14 protein-coding genes are annotated in these 19438 nt (G+C 60.1%); 9 read left to right on the forward strand and 5 right to left on the reverse strand.

Features of this window, described 5'->3' with window-relative positions; all coding sequences use genetic code 11:
* Positions 1-673: 673 nt before the first annotated feature.
* The 6 genes from fadB (at position 674) to AC1Q6Y_RS17110 (ending at position 8203) form a co-directional block, all read left to right on the forward strand.
* On the forward strand, positions 674-2821 hold the full coding sequence (gene fadB / locus AC1Q6Y_RS17085; protein ID WP_057715656.1) for a fatty acid oxidation complex subunit alpha FadB: 2148 nt from the start codon (positions 674-676) through the stop codon (positions 2819-2821).
* A gap of 29 nt (positions 2822-2850) precedes the next feature.
* The gene (fadA, locus tag AC1Q6Y_RS17090; protein WP_008023006.1) at positions 2851-4026 is read left to right on the forward strand and encodes an acetyl-CoA C-acyltransferase FadA; all 1176 of its coding nucleotides are present in this window, start codon (positions 2851-2853) and stop codon (positions 4024-4026) included.
* 95 nt (positions 4027-4121) lie between these two features.
* Positions 4122-4358: a DUF1653 domain-containing protein gene (locus AC1Q6Y_RS17095; protein WP_492624842.1), complete on the forward strand. Its 237-nt coding sequence runs from the start codon at positions 4122-4124 to the stop codon at positions 4356-4358.
* A gap of 114 nt (positions 4359-4472) precedes the next feature.
* Entirely contained in the window at positions 4473-7100 is a 2628-nt protein-coding gene (gene topA / locus AC1Q6Y_RS17100; protein WP_492624843.1) for a type I DNA topoisomerase, read from the forward strand.
* A 250-nt stretch (positions 7101-7350) separates the two neighbouring features.
* Positions 7351-7875, forward strand: coding sequence for a DUF6586 family protein (locus tag AC1Q6Y_RS17105; RefSeq protein WP_492624844.1), 525 nt, complete (start codon positions 7351-7353; stop codon positions 7873-7875).
* A 94-nt stretch (positions 7876-7969) separates the two neighbouring features.
* Positions 7970-8203, forward strand: coding sequence for a hypothetical protein (locus tag AC1Q6Y_RS17110; protein ID WP_015095953.1), 234 nt, complete (start codon positions 7970-7972; stop codon positions 8201-8203).
* Positions 8204-8295: 92 nt separating this feature from the next.
* Here AC1Q6Y_RS17110 and sulA read toward each other — a convergent pair whose 3' ends face one another.
* Positions 8296-8772, reverse strand: coding sequence for an SOS-induced cell division inhibitor SulA (gene sulA / locus AC1Q6Y_RS17115; RefSeq protein ID WP_492624845.1), 477 nt, complete (start codon positions 8770-8772; stop codon positions 8296-8298).
* A gap of 10 nt (positions 8773-8782) precedes the next feature.
* Positions 8783-9391, reverse strand: coding sequence for a transcriptional repressor LexA (gene lexA, locus AC1Q6Y_RS17120; protein ID WP_007995278.1), 609 nt, complete (start codon positions 9389-9391; stop codon positions 8783-8785).
* A gap of 229 nt (positions 9392-9620) precedes the next feature.
* Between lexA and AC1Q6Y_RS17125 the strand changes: the two genes are divergently transcribed.
* The 3 genes from AC1Q6Y_RS17125 (at position 9621) to AC1Q6Y_RS17135 (ending at position 12247) form a co-directional block, all read left to right on the forward strand.
* The gene (locus tag AC1Q6Y_RS17125) at positions 9621-10328 is read left to right on the forward strand and encodes a TetR/AcrR family transcriptional regulator (protein ID WP_056857021.1); all 708 of its coding nucleotides are present in this window, start codon (positions 9621-9623) and stop codon (positions 10326-10328) included.
* A gap of 158 nt (positions 10329-10486) precedes the next feature.
* Positions 10487-11497, forward strand: a complete 1011-nt coding sequence (gene nagZ, locus AC1Q6Y_RS17130) for a beta-N-acetylhexosaminidase (RefSeq protein WP_007974039.1) — start codon at positions 10487-10489, stop codon at positions 11495-11497.
* A 12-nt stretch (positions 11498-11509) separates the two neighbouring features.
* Positions 11510-12247 carry an S-methyl-5'-thioinosine phosphorylase gene (locus tag AC1Q6Y_RS17135; protein ID WP_349736683.1) on the forward strand — a complete coding sequence of 246 codons (738 nt, stop codon included), beginning with the start codon at positions 11510-11512 and terminating at the stop codon, positions 12245-12247.
* Positions 12248-12392: 145 nt separating this feature from the next.
* On the opposite strand, the gene AC1Q6Y_RS17140 is transcribed toward AC1Q6Y_RS17135, so the two are convergent.
* Genes AC1Q6Y_RS17140 through mfd form a run of 3 tightly spaced genes read right to left on the reverse strand, consistent with a single transcriptional unit; the run spans position 12393 to position 19131 of the window.
* Positions 12393-15086, reverse strand: a complete 2694-nt coding sequence (locus AC1Q6Y_RS17140) for an SNF2-related protein (RefSeq protein ID WP_349736682.1) — start codon at positions 15084-15086, stop codon at positions 12393-12395.
* Between the two features lie 6 nt (positions 15087-15092).
* A complete protein-coding gene (locus tag AC1Q6Y_RS17145; RefSeq protein ID WP_492624846.1) occupies positions 15093-15671 on the reverse strand; it encodes a CsiV family protein in 579 nt (192 codons plus the stop codon).
* A 10-nt stretch (positions 15672-15681) separates the two neighbouring features.
* Positions 15682-19131 carry a transcription-repair coupling factor gene (gene mfd, locus AC1Q6Y_RS17150; protein WP_492624847.1) on the reverse strand — a complete coding sequence of 1150 codons (3450 nt, stop codon included), beginning with the start codon at positions 19129-19131 and terminating at the stop codon, positions 15682-15684.
* Between the last annotated feature and the right edge of the window lie 307 nt (positions 19132-19438).

Here is a 19438-nt window from a genome sequence, read left to right on the forward strand (position 1 = left end):
TATCTGTCGCCAATAGCCATGGAGCAAAAAGCGGCATAAACACCGTAACCGGTGTCCGGGATTACTTGACCAGTTCAGCCTGCTCGCGATGAACCTGAGAGCGCCGCGGGGTGCCAGGCTTCCCGCGTCATCGTTGACGTCCATCGCGAGCGAGCTCGCTCCTACAGGTGTTTTTCGCAGGCAATAAAAAGCCCGACATTCATCATCGGGCTGGAGTTGGCCAGGCAGGCCGGTAAAAACGGTGTTGGCTGATCTTACGCTGGGCATTCGCCAAAAGCGTTCAAAATTTTCCCCTAGGTTCCGCCAGCGTAGCTTGTTAAACACGGGCTGCAGCGAATTAGGGCGAACTTTCTAACAATTGATTCTATGAATGACCTTGCATGCTCAAGCGTGTTTAAGGTCTTCGCAGTACGGATATGACCGGAAAGTCGCGTTTCAACCCGTGTTTCGGGCGATTGACAATTGTCGGAAATTCCGTGAAGGTGACGTACCCAAATCAAACGGGCGTATGAATTGAGCGTTTGTATTTCAGACCGCTCCTACAGAATCCCGACTATCGCGTTGGCGGGTGTGCCGGGGGAATGGGCGTAGCATTGACGATCAACGTCCCTGCCAAGCCGTTCGCCTGCGTCCGACGTGTACTGTTCAGCTTCCATATCGTGGAGATCAGTTGATGATTTACGAAGGTAAAGCCATCACGGTTAAGGCTCTTGAAAGTGGCATCGTCGAACTGAAGTTCGACCTCAAGGGTGAGTCCGTCAACAAGTTCAACCGTCTAACCCTGAACGAACTGCGTCAGGCCGTAGACACCATCAAGGCAGATGCTTCGATCAAGGGCGTGATCGTCAGCAGTGGCAAGGACGTGTTCATCGTCGGCGCCGACATCACCGAATTTGTCGACAACTTCAAGCTGCCGGATGCAGAACTTGTTGCTGGCAACCTCGAAGCCAACAAGATTTTCAGCGATTTCGAAGACCTCAACGTCCCGACCGTCGCCGCGATCAATGGCATCGCGTTGGGTGGCGGTCTGGAAATGTGCCTGGCGGCGGACTACCGCGTCATGTCCACCAAGGCCAAGATCGGTCTGCCGGAAGTCAAGCTGGGCATCTACCCGGGCTTCGGCGGTACTGTGCGCCTGCCGCGCCTGATCGGTGCCGACAACGCCATCGAATGGATCGCCGCCGGCAAGGAAAACCGTCCTGAAGACGCGCTGAAAGTCGGCGCCGTCGACGCCGTGGTTGCTCCTGAGCAACTGCAGGATGCCGCACTGGAACTGATCAAGCGCGCCATCTCCGGCGAGTTCGACTACAAGGCCAAGCGCCAGCCGAAGCTGGAAAAGCTGAAGCTGAACGCCATCGAACAAATGATGGCTTTCGAAACCGCCAAGGGTTTCGTGGCCGGCCAGGCTGGTCCGAACTACCCGGCGCCGGTTGAAGCGATCAAGACCATCCAGAAAGCCGCGAACTTCGGTCGCGACAAGGCGCTGGAAATTGAAGCTGCAGGTTTCGTCAAACTGGCCAAGACCTCTGCTGCGCAGAGCCTGATCGGCTTGTTCCTGAACGATCAGGAACTGAAGAAAAAGGCCAAGGCCTACGACGAAATCGCCAAGGACGTGAAGCAGGCCGCCGTACTGGGCGCCGGCATCATGGGTGGCGGTATCGCCTATCAGTCGGCTTCCAAAGGCACGCCGATCCTGATGAAGGACATCAACGAGCACGGTATCGAGCAGGGTCTGGCCGAAGCCGCCAAACTGCTGGTCGGCCGCGTTGATAAAGGTCGCATGACCGCCGCGAAAATGGCTGAAGTGCTCAACGGCATCCGTCCAACCCTGTCGTACGGCGACTTCGGTCACGTGGATCTGGTGGTCGAAGCGGTCGTCGAGAACCCGAAGGTCAAGCAAGCGGTACTGGCCGAAGTTGAAGACAAGGTCAAGGAGGACACCATCCTGGCGTCCAACACCTCGACCATTTCCATCACCTTGCTGGCCAAAGCCCTCAAGCGTCCGGAAAACTTCGTCGGCATGCACTTCTTCAACCCGGTGCACATGATGCCGCTGGTGGAAGTGATCCGGGGTGAGAAGTCCAGCGAGCTGGCTGTTGCCACCACCGTTGCCTACGCCAAGAAAATGGGCAAGAACCCGATCGTGGTCAATGACTGCCCGGGCTTCCTGGTCAACCGCGTCCTGTTCCCGTACTTCGGCGGTTTCGCCAAGCTGGTCAGCGCCGGTGTGGACTTCGTCCGTATCGACAAGATCATGGAAAAATTCGGCTGGCCTATGGGCCCGGCGTACCTGATGGACGTGGTCGGCATCGACACCGGTCACCACGGTCGTGACGTGATGGCTGAAGGCTTCCCGGACCGCATGAAGGACGACCGTCGCTCGGCCGTCGACGTGCTCTACGAAGCCAAGCGCCTGGGCCAGAAGAACGGCAAGGGCTTCTACGCCTACGAGACCGACAAGAAGGGCAAGCAGAAGAAGGTTGCCGATCCTTCGGTACTGGAAGTGCTCAAGCCGATCGTTTACGAGCAGCGCGAAGTCACCGACGAAGACATCATCAACTGGATGATGATCCCGCTGTGCCTGGAAACCGTGCGTTGCCTGGAAGACGGCATCGTCGAAACCGCTGCCGAAGCCGACATGGGTCTGGTCTACGGTATTGGTTTCCCTCCATTCCGTGGCGGTGCGCTGCGTTACATCGATTCGATCGGTGTGGCAGAGTTCGTTGCCCTGGCTGACCAGTACGCTGATTTGGGCGCGCTGTACCACCCGACCGCGAAGCTGCGCGAAATGGCCAAGAACGGCCAGAGCTTCTTCGGTTAAGCGCCCCCAACTAGAGTGAGAGTGAACTTATGAGCTTGAATCCTAGAGACGTCGTGATTGTCGACTTCGGTCGTACTCCGATGGGCCGCTCCAAGGGCGGTATGCACCGCAACACCCGTGCCGAAGACATGTCGGCGCACCTGATCAGCAAACTGCTGGAACGTAACGTCAAGGTCGACCCGAACGAAGTCGAAGACGTGATCTGGGGCTGTGTGAACCAGACCCTGGAGCAGGGCTGGAACATCGCACGCATGGCGTCGCTGATGACCCAGATCCCGCACACTTCGGCCGGCCAGACCGTCAGCCGCCTGTGTGGCTCGTCGATGAGCGCTCTGCACACTGCCGCGCAAGCGATCATGACCGGCAACGGTGACGTTTTCGTGGTTGGTGGCGTCGAGCATATGGGTCACGTGAGCATGATGCACGGTGTCGATCCGAACCCGCACATGTCGCTGTACGCGGCGAAAGCCTCGGGCATGATGGGCCTGACCGCGGAAATGCTGGGCAAAATGCACGGCATCACTCGCGAGCAGCAGGACGCTTTCGGCGTGCGCTCCCACCAACTCGCCCACAAGGCGACCGTGGAAGGCAAGTTCAAAGACGAAATCATCCCGATGCAGGGCTACGACGAGAACGGTTTCCTGAAAACCTTCGACTACGACGAAACCATTCGTCCGGAAACCACCCTGGAAAGCCTGGCGGCTCTGAAGCCGGCGTTCAATCCAAAGGGCGGCACCGTGACAGCCGGTACCTCGTCGCAGATCACCGATGGTGCCTCGTGCATGATCGTGATGTCGGCGCAGCGTGCACAGGATCTGGGTATCCAGCCTCTGGCGGTGATTCGTTCGATGGCAGTGGCAGGTGTGGATCCGGCAATCATGGGCTATGGTCCAGTACCGGCCACACAAAAAGCACTGAAGCGCGCGGGTCTGGGCATTTCCGACATCGACTTCTTCGAGCTCAACGAAGCTTTCGCCGCACAGGCTCTGCCAGTGCTGAAAGATCTGAAAGTACTCGACAAGATGAACGAGAAGGTTAACCTGCACGGCGGCGCGATCGCCCTGGGCCACCCGTTCGGTTGCTCCGGTGCGCGTATCTCCGGCACTTTGCTCAATGTGATGAAGCAGAATGGCGGTACCTTCGGGGTAGCCACCATGTGCATTGGTCTCGGCCAAGGCATCTCCACCGTCTTCGAACGCGTTTAAGCGTCTCGTTGATGGAAGCCGGGGCCAAGTGCCCCGGTTTTTGTTTTTCCGGATTTATTTTTTTATTTTGAAAAAATTTGAGTGAGGGCCAAAGCATGCCGATACAACCTGGGCTCTACCAACATTACAAAGGTCCGCAGTACCGCGTATTCAGTGTTGCGCGGCATTCGGAAACCGAAGAAGAAGTGGTCTTCTACCAAGCCCTGTATGGCGATTACGGCTTTTGGGTGCGTCCCTTGAGCATGTTCCTGGAGTCCGTCGAGGTTGACGGCGAACAGGTGCCACGCTTTGCTTTGGTGCAGGCCGAACCGAGCGTTTTTCCGCTGCCATAAGGGGAGTGCGCGCAGAGCCCTGCGCTTGACCTCATCTTGTAGCCACTATATATAGCGGTGCCGCGTCAGGCGCCAACCGCCTTTCACTTCTCGAATTCAGGAATTTTCTGATCCATGGGCAAATCGCTGGTCATTGTGGAATCCCCGGCTAAGGCCAAGACCATCAACAAGTATTTGGGCAACGAATACGTGGTGAAGTCGAGTATCGGCCATATCCGAGACCTGCCCACCAGCGGTTCGGCTAGCGCCAGCAAAGAGCCAGCCGCCAAGCGCGGCAAGGCTGCTGCGGGTGAAGCGCCGGCACTGTCGCCGAAAGAAAAAGCGCGCAAGCAGCTGGTCGCGCGCATGGGTGTCGATCCGGATCATGGCTGGAAAGCCAAGTACGAGATCCTCCCGGGCAAGGAAAAAGTCATCGAAGAGCTGCGCCGGCTCGCCAAGGATGCTGACACCATCTATCTCGCAACCGACTTGGACCGCGAGGGGGAAGCCATTGCCTGGCACCTGCGCGAAGCCATCGGTGGTGACGACACCCGCTACAAACGCGTGGTGTTCAACGAAATCACCAAGAAGGCGATTCAGGAAGCCTTCTCGAAACCAGGTGAGCTGGATATCGACCGCGTCAACGCCCAGCAGGCGCGTCGTTTCCTCGACCGCGTGGTGGGTTACATGGTTTCGCCGCTGCTGTGGGCCAAGATCGCTCGCGGTCTGTCCGCCGGTCGCGTGCAGTCGGTTGCCGTGAAGCTGGTGGTCGAGCGCGAACGTGAAATCCGCGCGTTCATCCCGGAAGAGTACTGGGAAGTTCACGCCGACCTTGGCACCGCAAAAGGCGCGACCGTGCGCTTCGACGTGGCCCGCGAGAAAGGCGAAGCCTTCAAACCGCTCAATGAAACCCAGGCCATGGCCGCGCTGGAGAAGCTCAAGGCTTCCAGCTACAGCATCGTCAAGCGCGAAGACAAGCCGACCAGCAGCAAGCCGTCGGCACCCTTCATCACGTCCACCTTGCAGCAAGCCGCAAGCAATCGCCTGGGCTTCGGTGTGAAGAAGACCATGATGATGGCCCAGCGTCTTTACGAAGCTGGCTACATCACTTATATGCGTACCGACTCCACCAACCTTTCGGTTGATGCCGTGGCGATGGCGCGTGCCTATATTGAAGGCGAATTCGGCAAGAAATACCTGCCGGAAACCCCGAACGTCTACAGCAGCAAGGAAGGCGCACAAGAGGCTCACGAAGCGATTCGTCCGTCCGATGCCAATACCGAGCCAAGCAAGCTGTCGGGCATGGAGCGTGACGCTGAGCGCCTCTACGAGCTCATCTGGCGCCAGTTCCTCGCCTGCCAGATGCTGCCGGCGCAATACCTGTCGACCACGGTCACTGTCGGTGCCGGCGACTTCGAGCTGCGCGCCAAGGGCCGCATCCTGAAGTTCGACGGTTACACCCGCGTCATGCCGCAAATCGCCAAGCCGGGCGATGACGACGTACTGCCGGACATGGCCCAGGGCGACGCGATGAAGCTGATCAAGCTTGATCCGACCCAGCACTTCACCAAGCCGCCGGCGCGTTACTCGGAAGCCAGCCTGGTAAAAGAAATGGAAAAACGCGGCATCGGTCGTCCTTCGACCTACGCGGCGATCATTTCGACCATTCAGGACCGCGGCTACGTGGCGCTGCACAACCGTCGTTTCTACTCGGAAAAGATGGGCGACATCGTCACCGAGCGTCTGGCCGAAAGCTTCTCCAACCTGATGGACTACGGCTTCACCGCCGGCATGGAAGAGCATCTCGATGACGTGGCCCAGGGCGAACGCGACTGGAAAAACGTGCTCGACGAGTTCTACGGCGACTTCAAGAAGAAACTCGAAGTAGCCGAAAGCCCGGAACATGGCATGCGGGCCAATCAGCCCGTCATGACTGACATTCCGTGCACCACTTGCGGCCGGCCGATGCAGATCCGTACCGCGTCGACCGGCGTGTTCCTCGGTTGCTCGGGCTACAGCCTGCCGCCGAAAGAGCGCTGCAAGGCCACCGTCAACCTGGTGCCGGGCGATGAAATCGCTGCGGACGACGAGGGTGAATCGGAGTCGCTGGTGTTGCGTGGCAAGCATCGCTGCCCGATCTGCAGCACGGCGATGGACGCCTACCTGCTCGATGAGAAGCGCAAGCTGCACATCTGCGGTAACAACCCGGATTGCGATGGCTACGAAATCGAAGAGGGCACCTATCGCATCAAAGGCTATGAAGGTCCGAGCCTGGAGTGCGACAAGTGCGGTAGCGAGATGCAGCTCAAGACCGGCCGTTTCGGCAAGTTCTTCGGTTGCACCAATGCCACCTGCAAGAACACCCGCAAACTGCTGAAGAGTGGTGATGCGGCGCCGCCGAAGATGGATCCGGTGAAGATGCCTGAGCTGAAGTGCGAAAAGGTCAACGACACCTACATTCTGCGCGACGGTGCATCCGGTCTGTTCCTGGCGGCCAGCCAGTTCCCGAAAAACCGCGAGACTCGTGCTCCATTGGTGATGGAAATCATCCCGCACAAGGATGAGATCGATCCGAAGTATCACTTCCTCTGCGAAGCACCGAAGAAAGATCCGGATGGCCTCCCGACTGTGATTCGTTACAGTCGCAAGACCAAGGAACAGTACGTGCAGACCGAGGTTGACGGTAAGCCAACCGGTTGGAAGGCTTACTACGACGGTGGCAAGTGGACGGTTGAAGACAAGCGTCCGGCAGCCAAGTCCTAACGCCGCAACCCTCCCTGTAGGAGCGAGCTTGCTCGCGATGGTCGTCAACGATGACGCGGGCCTTCAGAATGCCCGTGTTGCTCTCAGGCCCATCGCGAGCGAGCTCGCTCCTACAGTCAGTGCGCAAGGCCGCATGAGAACCCTCGGGTTTTCATGCGGCCTTTTTGTTTTGTGCTTGCGGTCGGATCGGCTGATCCACGACACTGTCAAACCTGCGTGAAGCAATTATTTCGTTGTGGAGGCTGCCGTCATGGCCCACGAACTGTACACCCGCACCAATCAGAAGATTTATTTCGCCGGCTTGTCGCTCGAAGCGCTGGCCCGCACTGAAGAGGGGCGGGCGATGAATTCGCTGGCGCTGATCCAGGCTGGGCGCGAATCCGCGCTGTTTCATCTGTACGGCGCGCTGCTGGGCCTGTGTCACGAGATCGTCGGTTTCTATCGCTTGCCTCAGGCCAATGCGCCCCGTGCAGAGTTGTTGCTGACTCGCGAGGTGCTGGACACCATCGCCATTCCGGAAATGGCTGAGCTGGTCGAGCTGGCCAACAACCCGGAGACCTGGCTGGCCAAGTTGTTGGCTGCCCATGCTGCGTTGTTTCAGCCGCCGCGCGCGCCCCACAAGCCAAAAGGCGACGTGACCCAGCCACTGATTCAGGCTGTCAATCTGGATGAAGAGGAGGCGCCGCAAGAGCTGAGTCGGGAAGAGCTGGAGAGTTGGCGTCAGAACCTGAAGGGGTTGGCGATCCGCTTTCGCGAAGGCCTGAACGAGTGCTGACAGAAACAGTTTTGGGATGGCATCTGGTCAAGATCCCGAGCGAAGCCTGGCCGATGCCTATATAATCCCCGCCTTTCGTGGAGAACAGTCCTTTATGCCAACGTCCTTTCTAGAAATTGTCGAGTTACCAGACGGCCGTATCGAGCTGCGCAGGGCCGAGGACGAGGGTTCTCTGGTTACTTTGGATTTCTCCGAGGACGCCAAGGCATTCCTGCAAGGGCAGCACGTGGAAGTCGCCAAGGCGATGTTGAGCGTCGGTGTTCAGATGGCCGGTCGCCTGGTTGAAGGCGAATTCGACAAGGACGAGGGGTCGCGGGTTCTTCATTGACCGCCGCCTGTCGCTTTTCCTGATGTCGTTACTCATCGGCTTCTCTGTCCCTGGAGAAGCCTTGCGCGGTGAATCACGCGTTTGTCCGCCGGTTAACCCAGTCGAATATTCAGGCTCTGAGCGTCCCCGGTACGGGCGGCGCTGATCAGTTGTTGTCGCGATTGGGGGCTCAGCGGGTTGATCCAGCTGACCACCGTGTGGCTACGACCCAGGCGCAGGGCTTCGCAAGTCAGTTGCTGGGTGCTCTGGGTGCCCCGCGGTTGCAGCAGCAGAATGCGCTCGCGGTTAAGGCCGGCATCTCGCAGCCAGGCTTGAGTCAGGCTGGCGGGTGGCGCGATCAGTGTCAGCCAGCGTGCGTCCTGGTCCTGGCTCAATTCCCTGAGGATCGGTGCCAGAAGGCTCAGGCAGTTCCCGGCTGCACCACGCAGTGACAGCTCGCTGAAAGCGTCAGGTTCGGCGCTCCAGGGGGACTCGACTACGTCTTTCAGGATCGGCGCCAATGGCTGTGCCATGAACGCTTCGAACAACGGCAGTTGGGTTTGCTGTGGTGATGTCTGTGGGAACTGCATGGTGCCTCCTTTAGCGGCGAATGACGCCGACACTCAAGCCTTCGATCACCAGTTCCTGGTCTTGAAGGTTCACTTCAATAGGGGCGAACTCGGGGTTCTCGGCGATCAGCCAGACTTTGCTGCCGTCACGCTTGAAGCGCTTGACGGTCACTTCGTCGCCGATCCGCGCAACGACGATCTGGCCGTTACGGGCTTCGCGGGTGGTGTGGACCGCCAGCAGGTCACCGTCGAAAATGCCGATATCCTTCATGCTCATCCCATGGACGCGCAGCAGGTAGTCGGCGCGCGGATGGAAGAAGGCGGGATTGATGTTGCAGGACTCTTCGATGTGTTGCTGCGCAAGAATCGGGGCGCCGGCTGCTACCCGGCCAATGATCGGCAGGGTGGAATCGTCGGCCTTGGCTTCGAAGCCGGGAATGCGGATGCCACGGGAGGCGCCAGGCGTCATCTCGATTGCACCCTTGCGGGCCAGTGCCTTGAGGTGTTCTTCCGCCGCATTGGGTGACTTGAAACCCAGTTCCTGAGCGATTTCCGCGCGGGTGGGTGGATACCCGTTGTCTTCCAGGCAGCGCTTGATGAAGGCCAGAATCTCTGCTTGTCGTGGCGTCAGCTTTAGCATATCGATCGCTCTGTTTTTTTATACAGTGACTGGGATTATATACAGTAAGTCGGTCTTGGCAATGCTCCTTTTTTCAGTCGCCGCCGGACGGTCAAACAGCCGGTGGATTGAAGCTTTGCCGTTGTGTGGTTAAATGTCTGACCGACCATTCCCGAAACGAACTGCCAGACTTGACAATGCACAGGCTGAAACGTATGTTTCAAACAAGTGTTTGTCAGGCGGAGTAGCCATGGCCCAGTCGGAAACCGTTGAACGCATTCTTGATGCCGCCGAGCAGTTGTTCGCGGAAAAAGGTTTCGCCGAAACCTCGTTGCGTCTGATCACCAGCAAGGCGGGTGTCAACCTGGCAGCGGTGAACTATCACTTCGGTTCGAAGAAGGCGTTGATTCAAGCGGTTTTCTCGCGGTTCCTCGGGCCATTCTGCATCAGCCTCGATAAAGAGCTGGAGCGGCGTCAGGCCAAGCCTGAAAACAAGCCGACACTCGAAGAGTTGCTGGAAATCCTCGTCGAGCAGGCACTGGTGGTGCAGCCGCGCAGTGGCAACGACCTGTCTATCTTCATGCGTTTGCTGGGACTGGCGTTCAGTCAGAGCCAGGGGCACTTGCGTCGTTATCTGGAAGACATGTACGGCAAGGTGTTTCGCCGCTACATGATGCTGGTCAACGAAGCGGCGCCACGTATTCCACCTATCGAACTGTTCTGGCGCGTGCACTTCATGCTGGGTGCGGCGGCGTTCAGCATGTCCGGTATCAAGGCCTTGCGCGCGATTGCCGAAACCGATTTCGGCGTGAACACCTCGATCGAGCAGGTCATGCGCCTGATGGTGCCGTTCCTGGCTGCCGGCATGCGCGCCGAATCCGGCGTTACCGACACGGCCATGGCCACGGCCCAGTTGCGTCCGCGTAGCAAATCGACACCGGTTGCCGCCAAGGTTTAACCGCACACGGGTGGGCGCGGCAGCTGACATCCGCTAAGCTAGCCGCCCATGCCGACTCTCGTTCTGAACCCGTTTCCCATTGAAATCGCCGACCTGCCGGGCACAGCGTCTTGCGGCGAATTCGTGTGGGCCGGGTTTTCTGTTATCAAGGAATTTCTATGACTGCTGGCTTGCAAGGCTCGTTGATGGTGGACGTCGCTGGTACCTGGCTGACGGCTGAAGATCGCCAATTGTTGCGCCAGCCCGAAGTGGGTGGCCTGATCATCTTTGCCCGCAACATCGAGCATCCGCGTCAAGTGCGCGAGCTGAGTGCGGCCATTCGCGCCATCCGTCCCGATCTGCTGTTGGCGGTGGATCAAGAGGGCGGCCGCGTGCAGCGCCTGCGCCAGGGATTCGTGCGATTGCCCGCCATGCGCGCCATTGCCGACAACCCGAACGCCGAATACCTGGCCGAGCAATGCGGCTGGATCATGGCCACCGAAGTGTTGGCCGTTGGCCTGGACCTGAGCTTTGCCCCGGTGCTGGACCTGGATTACCAGCGCAGCGCCGTTGTCGGCACCCGTTCGTTCGAAGGCGATCCCGAGCGCGCTGCCTTGCTCGCGGGTGCATTCATCCGCGGGATGAACAGCGCCGGGATGGCTGCCACCGGCAAGCACTTCCCCGGCCACGGCTGGGCTGAAGCGGATTCTCACGTCGCGATTCCCAACGACGAACGCAGCCTCGACGAGATCCGTGCCAATGACCTGGTGCCGTTTGCCAGGCTGAGCAAGCAACTGGCCGCGGTCATGCCGGCCCACGTCATTTATCCACAAGTCGATTCCCAGCCCGCCGGCTTCTCCCGCCGCTGGTTGCAGGACATCCTGCGTGGCGAATTGCAGTTCGATGGCGTGATCTTCAGTGACGACCTGTCCATGGCGGGCGCTCACGTGGTCGGCGATGCCGCCAGCCGTATCGAAGCGGCGCTGACTGCCGGTTGCGACATGGGTCTGGTGTGCAACGACCGTGCGGCCGCTGAACTGGCCCTGAGCGCTGCCCAGCGTCTGAAGGTCAAGCCTTCCGAGCGCATTGCGCGGATGCGCGGCCAGTCGTTTGCCAGCACCGAATACCGTCAGGATCCGCGCTGGCTGGCCGCTGTCGGCGCGCTCAAAGAAGCTCAATTGATTGATTAAGGACTGTTCGTTATGACGGTTTACGCGATTATCGGTGGCACTGGCCTGACTCAACTCGAAGGCCTGAGCATTCGCCAGTCACTGGCAGTGGACACGCCTTATGGCGCACCTTCGGCCGACGTTCAGATCGGCGAGTATGCCGGCAAGGAAGTACTGTTCCTCGCGCGTCACGGTCATCCCCATCGTTTTCCACCGCATCAGGTCAACTACCGCGCCAACCTCTGGGCGCTGAAGCAGGCCGGTGCCGAAGCCATTCTGGCGGTCAACGCCGTGGGCGGCATCCATGCCGCGATGGGCACCGGGCATTTCTGCGTGCCGCATCAGTTGATCGACTACACCAGCGGTCGTGAGCACACCTACTTTGCCGATGACCTGGAGCACGTCACCCATATCGACTTCAGCTACCCCTACAGCGAGCCGTTGCGCCAGCAACTGATTGCGGCGTTGGCGGTGGAAGGCGTGGGCTACAGCAGTCATGGCGTGTATGCCTGCACTCAAGGGCCGCGCCTGGAGACAGTGGCTGAAATCGCCCGGCTGGAGCGCGATGGCTGCGACATCGTCGGCATGACCGGTATGCCGGAAGCCGCCTTGGCCCGCGAGCTGGAACTCGATTACGCCTGTCTGGCGCTGGTGGTGAACCCAGCGGCGGGCAAGTCGACGGCAGTGATCACCATGGCCGAGATCGAGCAGGCATTGCATGACGGCATGGGCAAGGTGAAGTCGACGCTGGCGAGGGTGCTCAAGGGCTGAGTCCCGCTTGATACCGAGTTGACTTCATCGCGAGCAAGCTCGCTCCCACAGTGTCCGCGTCTTTTGCGGACACCTCTGAATCTGTGGGAGCGACGGTGCGGCGATCCGACTTGCTCGCGATGGCGGATTAAAAACGCCACAGATCTCAACGTTTTTCGAGGTTTTCCGGCAGCGGCGCAAACAGCGCCTCGATATCATCGCTCTGCAGTTTCCAGTCCCCGGCCTTGCGCCCATCCAATACGCCGGCCGCGAGGTCGGATTTTTCCTTTTGCAGGTGCTGAATCTTTTCTTCCACCGTGCCGCGCGCAATCAGTTTGTAGACGAACACCGGCTTCTCCTGGCCGATGCGATACGCCCGGTCGGTTGCCTGGTTTTCCGTCGCCGGGTTCCACCACGGGTCGTAATGAATCACCGTGTCCGCTTCGGTCAGGTTCAGGCCAACGCCACCGGCCTTCAGGCTGATCAGAAAAATCTGACGCTTGCCGCTCTGGAATTCCTTCACCGGTGTGCGGCGGTCGCGGGTCTGGCCGGTCAACAGAGCGTAGGCCACGCCGCGCTTGTTCAGTTCGTCTTCGATCAGTGACAGCATTGAAGTGAACTGCGAGAACAGCAGGATCCGCCGACCTTCCTCGAACAATTCCTCGAGCATCTCCATCAGGCTATCGAGCTTGCCTGACGTGCTGCCGCGGCTTGGCAGGGTCGCCTCGTTGACCAGGCGCAAATCGCAGCACACCTGTCGCAACTTGAGCAGGGCTTCAAGAATGATGATCTGGCTGCGGGCCACGCCTTTGCGGGTGATCTCGTCGCGGACTTTCTTGTCCATGGCCAGGCGCATGGTTTCGTACACATCGCGCTGGGCCTCATTGAGTTCGACCCAGTGGATGATCTCGGTTTTCGGCGGCAACTCGGTGGCAACCTGTTCCTTGGTGCGGCGCAGCAGGAAAGGTTTGATCCGGCCGTTGAGGTGCTGGAGCCTGACCTCGCTGGTGCGTTTTTCAATCGGCACGCGGTAATCGCGGTTGAAGCTTTTGACGTCGCCCAGCCAGCCGGGCAACAGGAAGTGAAACAGCGACCAGAGTTCACCGAGATGGTTTTCCAGCGGCGTGCCACTCAGGCACAGGCGCTGCCGGGCATTGAGCTCGCGGGCAGCCTGGGCGGCCTTGCTGGTCGGGTTCTTGATGTATTGCGCTTCGTCCAGCACCAGTATGTGCAAGGGCTGCGCCGCCAGGCGTTCGACATCCTTGGGCAGCAGCGCATAGGTGGTCAGGATCAGATCGTAGTCGGCCAGCTTGTCGAAGTGCTTTTTGCGGCTGGCACCGTACAGCGCCAGTACCTTGAGCTGCGGCGTAAAGTGCGCAGCTTCGTCGAGCCAGTTGGGGATCAGGCTGGTCGGCATCACCACCATGCACGGCCGATCGAGACGACCGGCGTTTTTCTCGCTCAGGACGTGCGCCAGTGTCTGCAGGGTTTTGCCCAGGCCCATGTCATCCGCAAGGATTCCACCCACTTCCAGTTGCCGCAGCGATTGCATCCAGCTCAAGCCCTCAAGCTGATACGGACGCAGCGTCGCATTCAGACCGTCCGGGGCGACGGCCGTGTGGTCCTTGATGTCGCGCAGGCGCTGGGCAAAGGTGCGGATCTGTTCGCCACCCTCCCAGAGCAGTGGCATGTCTTCCAGTGGGTTCAGGCGCGTGGCATCGGCCTTGCTCAGGCGCAGCGTGGTGTCGCCGGGCTCCTGCAGGTAGAACTCGCCGAGGGTGGCCAGCACCGGTTTCAAGCGGCCGAAGGGCAGGGCGACTTGCAGTGGGCCGTGCCCGGAGTTCGGGCGATTGGGGATATTGACCAGGATCAGCTCGTCGTCGCGGCGTCGGGCAAGGCGCTCCGGGTTGAGGATTTCGGTGTGGGAGCGCATCAGGTTGAGCAGGATCGGCAACAGGCTCAGGCGTTCGCCGTTGACGATGATCCCCAGTTCCAGGTCGAACCAGTCTCGCTCCGGTGCCTGGTCGACCGTGGCGTACCAGTCGTCTACCGCCGTCAGGTCGAAACCGAAGTCCTCGTCGATCTGCAATTCCCAGCCCTGGGTGCGCAACTTCGGCAGTTCATTGAGGGTAAAGGTCAGCCAGGCGCTGTCATTGACCATCTCGAACAGCTCGCCGGCACTTTCCGGCAGGGCCTTGCTTTGCCGGGTGGCGATTTTGAAGCCGAGGATTCGCAGTTGCTCTCGGTAGGACTGTTCCACTTCCGGGTGGCGTTTTATCCGCAGCGTCTGGGTTTCCTGACGAATCAGGATGTCGGTGTTTTTCTGCCCGGAAACGTACTCGTCCAGGTAACTGAAAGACAGCGCCGCGCGATGCTGGATGTAACGCTGCATTCGACCGTTGCGCGGTTCGAACGCGCTGAACTCGATGCTGGCCAGCCACAGGCGGGGAACGGGCTGCACATTGTCCACCAGCACTTGCGGCGGTGCTTTCGGACTGCGGTTTTCCAGGACTGCCTGGAGTTTTTCCAGGAGTTCGGCATCTTTGGCGGCAGCGGGGTAGTCGAGGGTTTCCTGCACTTGCAGGAGCACCGCCGCGCAATGTTTGCAGTTGCTGTGGACCGGGCAGGAGCAGGTGGCGTCGACCATCAGCAGAGTGCCCTTGGCTGACTCGCGCAGGCGAATGGTCTGGCGGTAAACGTTACCGCCCGAGCCTTCACACGCGGCGACGATGGTTGCGTCGCCGGCTTCGACGATCCTGACACGATTCTCCAGCGCGTAGCGGCGGCCACGCTCCAGGCTCTGTTCCTTGAATCGGCTGACCCAGGACGGTGCCAGGGGTTTGCTCAGGGTCGCGGACATTGGGAATCAGTCCGGAATTTCTTCGGGAGCTGTTCGGGGGGCGGGGGAGGTCAGCGAGGTGATCTTGATCAGCAGGCCGAGGTGGCCGTTGTCGAGGAAGTTCAATTGGCCGTTTTTGGTGTGGCTTTCCTGTTTCAAGCGCTCGCTGGCGGTCACCATGCCATTGGCATCGATCTGGTTGACCCAGAAATCGGCGTCGACGTCGGTAAAGCGCCCCAGTTTCATGTTCAGTGTGCCCTCGATCGGGTACTGACCATACTGTTCCTTGCCGTCGCTGATCGCCACTTTGCTGGCGGTTTCGCCGAGGGGCTGTTGCCAGGCCTTGTGCAGCAACACCGTGTAGTCAGCGCTGCTGGTGAGTTTTTCCACCTCGCCATTGAGGCTTGGCGTGCGCAGGCTGTCGGGGCTGACCGGTTGGGCGCCAGCGGCCCAGTCTTCCGGCGCGGCGCGGCTGACGATTGCCGGTACGGCGTTTTGACGGACCAGAATCATTTCGACCTGATACAGGTCATCGGCATATGCCGTGGGTGCGACCAGCGCTGGCATCAACAGGGTCAGCAGGGTCAGTGAGCGAAACAGGCGCATGCGGCGTCCTTCAAGCAGTTTTCGGAACGAGGCGCTCGAAAAGCGCCTCTACAGTATTAAAGCGCTCTTCCGGGCGCTCCATCGGAACCATGAACTTGAACATCGTGGCACCTTCGAATTTGTAGCGTTTTGGCTGGCTCTGGATCAGTTTGATCAGGGTCAGCGGGTCGACCGGCGTCTGTGCGGCGAACTCGACGCGACCGCCTTGGGGGCCGCCATCGACTTTCTTGATGCCCAGTTGCTCGGCCTGCAATTTCAATGCTGTGATGCGGATCAGGTTCTTGGTCGGTTCCGGCAACAGGCCGAAACGGTCGATCATCTCCACCTGCAAATCCTTGAGGCCGTCCTCGTCGGTGGCCGAGGCAATGCGCTTGTAGAGAATCAGGCGGGCATGGACATCCGGCAGGTAGTCTTCCGGGATCAACGCCGGTACCCGCAAGTTGACTTCCGGACCGCCGCCAAGCGGTTGATCGAGGTTTGGCTGTTCGCCCTTGCGGATCGACTTCACCGCGCGCTCGAGCATTTCCATGTACAGCGTGAAGCCGACGGCCTGGATCTGCCCGCTCTGGCCGTCGCCGAGCAGTTCGCCGGCGCCACGGATTTCCAGGTCGTTGGTGGCAAGCACGAAGCCCGCGCCGAGGTCCTGGGTGTTGGCAATTGCTTCCAGGCGCTTTTCCGCGTCCGGGGTGATTTGCTGGCGTGGCGGCGTCAGCAGGTAGGCGTACGCCTGGTGGTGGCTGCGTCCGACCCGGCCGCGCAACTGGTGCAACTGTGCCAGGCCGAACTTGTCGGCACGCTCGATGATAATGGTGTTGGCGCTCGGTACGTCGATGCCGGTCTCGATGATGGTCGAGGCAATCAGCACGTTGAAGCGCTTGTGGTAGAAGTCGCTCATCACCTGTTCGAGTTCGCGTTCGCGCATCTGCCCGTGGCCGATGCCGATCCGTGCTTCCGGCACCAGTTCGGCCAGATCGGCAGCGCATTTCTCGATGGTCTTCACGTCGTTGTGCAGGTAGTAGACCTGGCCGCCACGCAGCAACTCACGCAGCAAGGCCTCTTTGACCGTGCTCTTGTTCTGCTCCATGACGAAGGTGCGTACCGACAGGCGACGGGCCGGCGGCGTGGCGATGATCGACAGGTCGCGCATGCCCGACACCGCCATGTTCAGCGTGCGCGGAATCGGCGTGGCGGTCAGGGTCAGGATGTCGACTTCGCTGCGCAGGGCCTTGAGCTGTTCTTTCTGACGGACACCGAAACGGTGCTCTTCGTCGATGATCACCAGCCCGAGGTTTTTGATCTTCACGTCGTCCTGCAGCAGCTTGTGCGTGCCGATGACGATGTCGATCTTGCCTTCGGCCAGGTCCGCGACCGCCGCATTCACTTCCTTGGCTGACTTGAAGCGGCTCATCACTTCCACGCTCACCGGCCAGTCGGCAAAGCGGTCGCGGAAGCTGTTGTAGTGCTGCTGGGCGAGCAGGGTGGTCGGCACCAGGATCGCCACCTGGCGACCGCCGTGCACCGCAATGAACGCGGCGCGCATTGCCACTTCGGTCTTGCCGAAGCCGACGTCGCCGCACACCAGGCGATCCATCGGCTTGGGCGCAAGCATGTCTTCGCGCACCGCTTCGATGGTGGTTTGCTGGTCCGGGGTTTCTTCGAACGGGAAACCGGCGCTGAAGGTGGCGTAGTCGGCCTTCGGATCTGCGAAAGCGTAGCCTTCGCGGGCAGCGCGACGTGCATAGATGTCGAGCAACTCGGCGGCCACATCGCGCACCTGTTCGGCGGCTTTGCGCTTGGCTTTCTGCCAGGTCTCGGAGCCCAGGCGATGCAGCGGGGCCAGGGCATCGTCGCTGCCGGTGTAGCGGGCGATCAGGTGCAGGTTGGCCACCGGCACATAAAGCTTGGCGCCTTCGGCGTATTCCAGGGCGAGGAATTCAGCGGTCTGGCTGTCGATTTCCAGGGTCGCCAGGCCCAGGTAGCGGCCGACACCGTGGTCGATGTGCACCACCGGCGCACCCTCGCGCAGTTCGGTGAGGTTCTTGATGACGGCATCGTTGTTGGCGTCGGCGCGTTTTTCGCGGCGACGGCGCTGCATCACACGCTGGCCGAACAGCGGGCTTTCGGCGACGAGGGCCAGGGCCGGGTCATCGAGCAGCAAGCCTTCGTCGAGCGGGGCGATGGTGATCGCCAGGCGTTCCTTGCCGGCGACAAAGTCCGGCCAGCTGTCGACGGTTTTCGGTCGCAGCTTCAGGCGTTCCAACAGCTCCAGCAACACTTCGCGGCGGCCTGCCGATTCGGCGGTAAACAGCACGCGACCGGGGAACTGGTCGAGGAAGCCGGCCAGTGCCGCCATTGGCTGAGTGGCCTTGGCTTCGATCGCCAGGTTGGGCAACTCGCGAGCCGGGAAGCGCTCGCGACCGCCACCGCTTTCTACATCCTGCTGACTGGCCACCACGCGCGGCCAGTTCTTCAGGCGCGCGAAGCAGTCTTCCACCGGCAGGAACAGTTCGGCGGGTGGCAATAAAGGGCGGGACGGGTCGACGCGGCGTTCTTCATAGCGATTGCGCACGTCGTTCCAGAAGTTTTCCGCAGCTTGCTCGATGCCCGGCAGGGAAAACACTTGCGTGTCCTGGGGCAGGTAATCGAACAGTGTCGAAGTTTCGTCGAAGAACAGCGGCAGGTAGTACTCGATACCGGCCGGGGTAATCCCGCTGCTCAAGTCCTGGAAGATCGGGCAACGGCGGAAGTCGACGTCAAAACGCTCGCGGAACCGCGCCTTGAAACGGGTGACCGCTTCTTTCTGCAGCGGAAACTCCCTGGCCGGCAACAGCTTGACCGAGTCGACTTTGTCGATCGAACGCTGGTTCTCCGGGTCGAAGGTGCGCAGGGTTTCGATTTCGTCGTCGAACAGATCGATGCGATACGGCAGCTTGCTGCCCATCGGGAACAGGTCGATCAGCGAACCGCGAACGGTGAACTCGCCGTGTTCATACACTGTATCGACGTAGCGATAGCCCGTGGCTTCGAGCCGGGTGCGCATTTGCTCGACATCGAGCTTCTGGCCGATATCCAGCACCAGGCTGCTGCCGAGCAGGAATTTGGTCGGCGCGAGGCGATGCAGGGCGGTCGTGATCGGCACCACCAGCACGCCATGGCTCAGTTCCGGCAACCGGTACAGGCTGGCGATGCGCTGGGAAATGATGTCCTGGTGCGGCGAGAACAGGTCGTAGGGCAGGGTTTCCCAGTCGGGAAAGTGCAGTACGGGCAAATTCGGGGCGAAGAAAGCCAGCTCCTGTTCCAGCCGTTCGGCACTTTGGCTGTCGGCGGTCAGCAGCAGGGTAAAGCGCTTGGCAGCGCTGGCGGCCTCGGCGATGGCCAGGCTCAGGGCGGCACCGGGCAGGTTGCCCCAGTGCTGTTTACCTGCCGCGGCAGGGAGAAGCGGTAGACGCAGAACGGGCACGGAAGGTTGAGCTCCAAGCGTTGCGACAAAGTCGGTAATTGTAGCGGTCTACGATGCCGCCTGTCAGTTGCTGACTGTGTCTAAAGCACGGGTTTGGCGAAATGTAGTGGTAAAGACAAAATTCTGCGCTTTTTTACCTAAAATTAATGAATATGTAGTGGCAAAAACAACGAGTGTTACGGAGGGTTACGGATAACGAGACTTTGGCTCCAAAAAATTGACTGTGCTGAAAGCCCCGGTTTTACTGGGCTGGAGCGAGGCGTAATTTTTTTGAACGACGATTTGTTACGTAAAGCACGACGGGCGC

The organism is Pseudomonas sp. GW823-FHT06E10, assembly GCF_058794995.1.

Bases quoted from the DNA above. Each gene is read 5' to 3' on its own strand.
- fadB (WP_057715656.1), top strand. From the start codon at position 674: ATGATTTACGAAGGTAAAGCCATCACGGTTAAGGCTCTTGAAAGTGGC.
- fadA (WP_008023006.1), top strand. From the start codon at position 2,851: ATGAGCTTGAATCCTAGAGACGTCGTGATTGTCGACTTCGGTCGTACT.
- AC1Q6Y_RS17095 (WP_492624842.1), top strand. From the start codon at position 4,122: ATGCCGATACAACCTGGGCTCTACCAACATTACAAAGGTCCGCAGTAC.
- topA (WP_492624843.1), top strand. From the start codon at position 4,473: ATGGGCAAATCGCTGGTCATTGTGGAATCCCCGGCTAAGGCCAAGACC.
- AC1Q6Y_RS17105 (WP_492624844.1), top strand. From the start codon at position 7,351: ATGGCCCACGAACTGTACACCCGCACCAATCAGAAGATTTATTTCGCC.
- AC1Q6Y_RS17110 (WP_015095953.1), top strand. From the start codon at position 7,970: ATGCCAACGTCCTTTCTAGAAATTGTCGAGTTACCAGACGGCCGTATC.
- sulA (WP_492624845.1), bottom strand. From the start codon at position 8,772: ATGCAGTTCCCACAGACATCACCACAGCAAACCCAACTGCCGTTGTTC.
- lexA (WP_007995278.1), bottom strand. From the start codon at position 9,391: ATGCTAAAGCTGACGCCACGACAAGCAGAGATTCTGGCCTTCATCAAG.
- AC1Q6Y_RS17125 (WP_056857021.1), top strand. From the start codon at position 9,621: ATGGCCCAGTCGGAAACCGTTGAACGCATTCTTGATGCCGCCGAGCAG.
- nagZ (WP_007974039.1), top strand. From the start codon at position 10,487: ATGACTGCTGGCTTGCAAGGCTCGTTGATGGTGGACGTCGCTGGTACC.
- AC1Q6Y_RS17135 (WP_349736683.1), top strand. From the start codon at position 11,510: ATGACGGTTTACGCGATTATCGGTGGCACTGGCCTGACTCAACTCGAA.
- AC1Q6Y_RS17140 (WP_349736682.1), bottom strand. From the start codon at position 15,086: ATGTCCGCGACCCTGAGCAAACCCCTGGCACCGTCCTGGGTCAGCCGA.
- AC1Q6Y_RS17145 (WP_492624846.1), bottom strand. From the start codon at position 15,671: ATGCGCCTGTTTCGCTCACTGACCCTGCTGACCCTGTTGATGCCAGCG.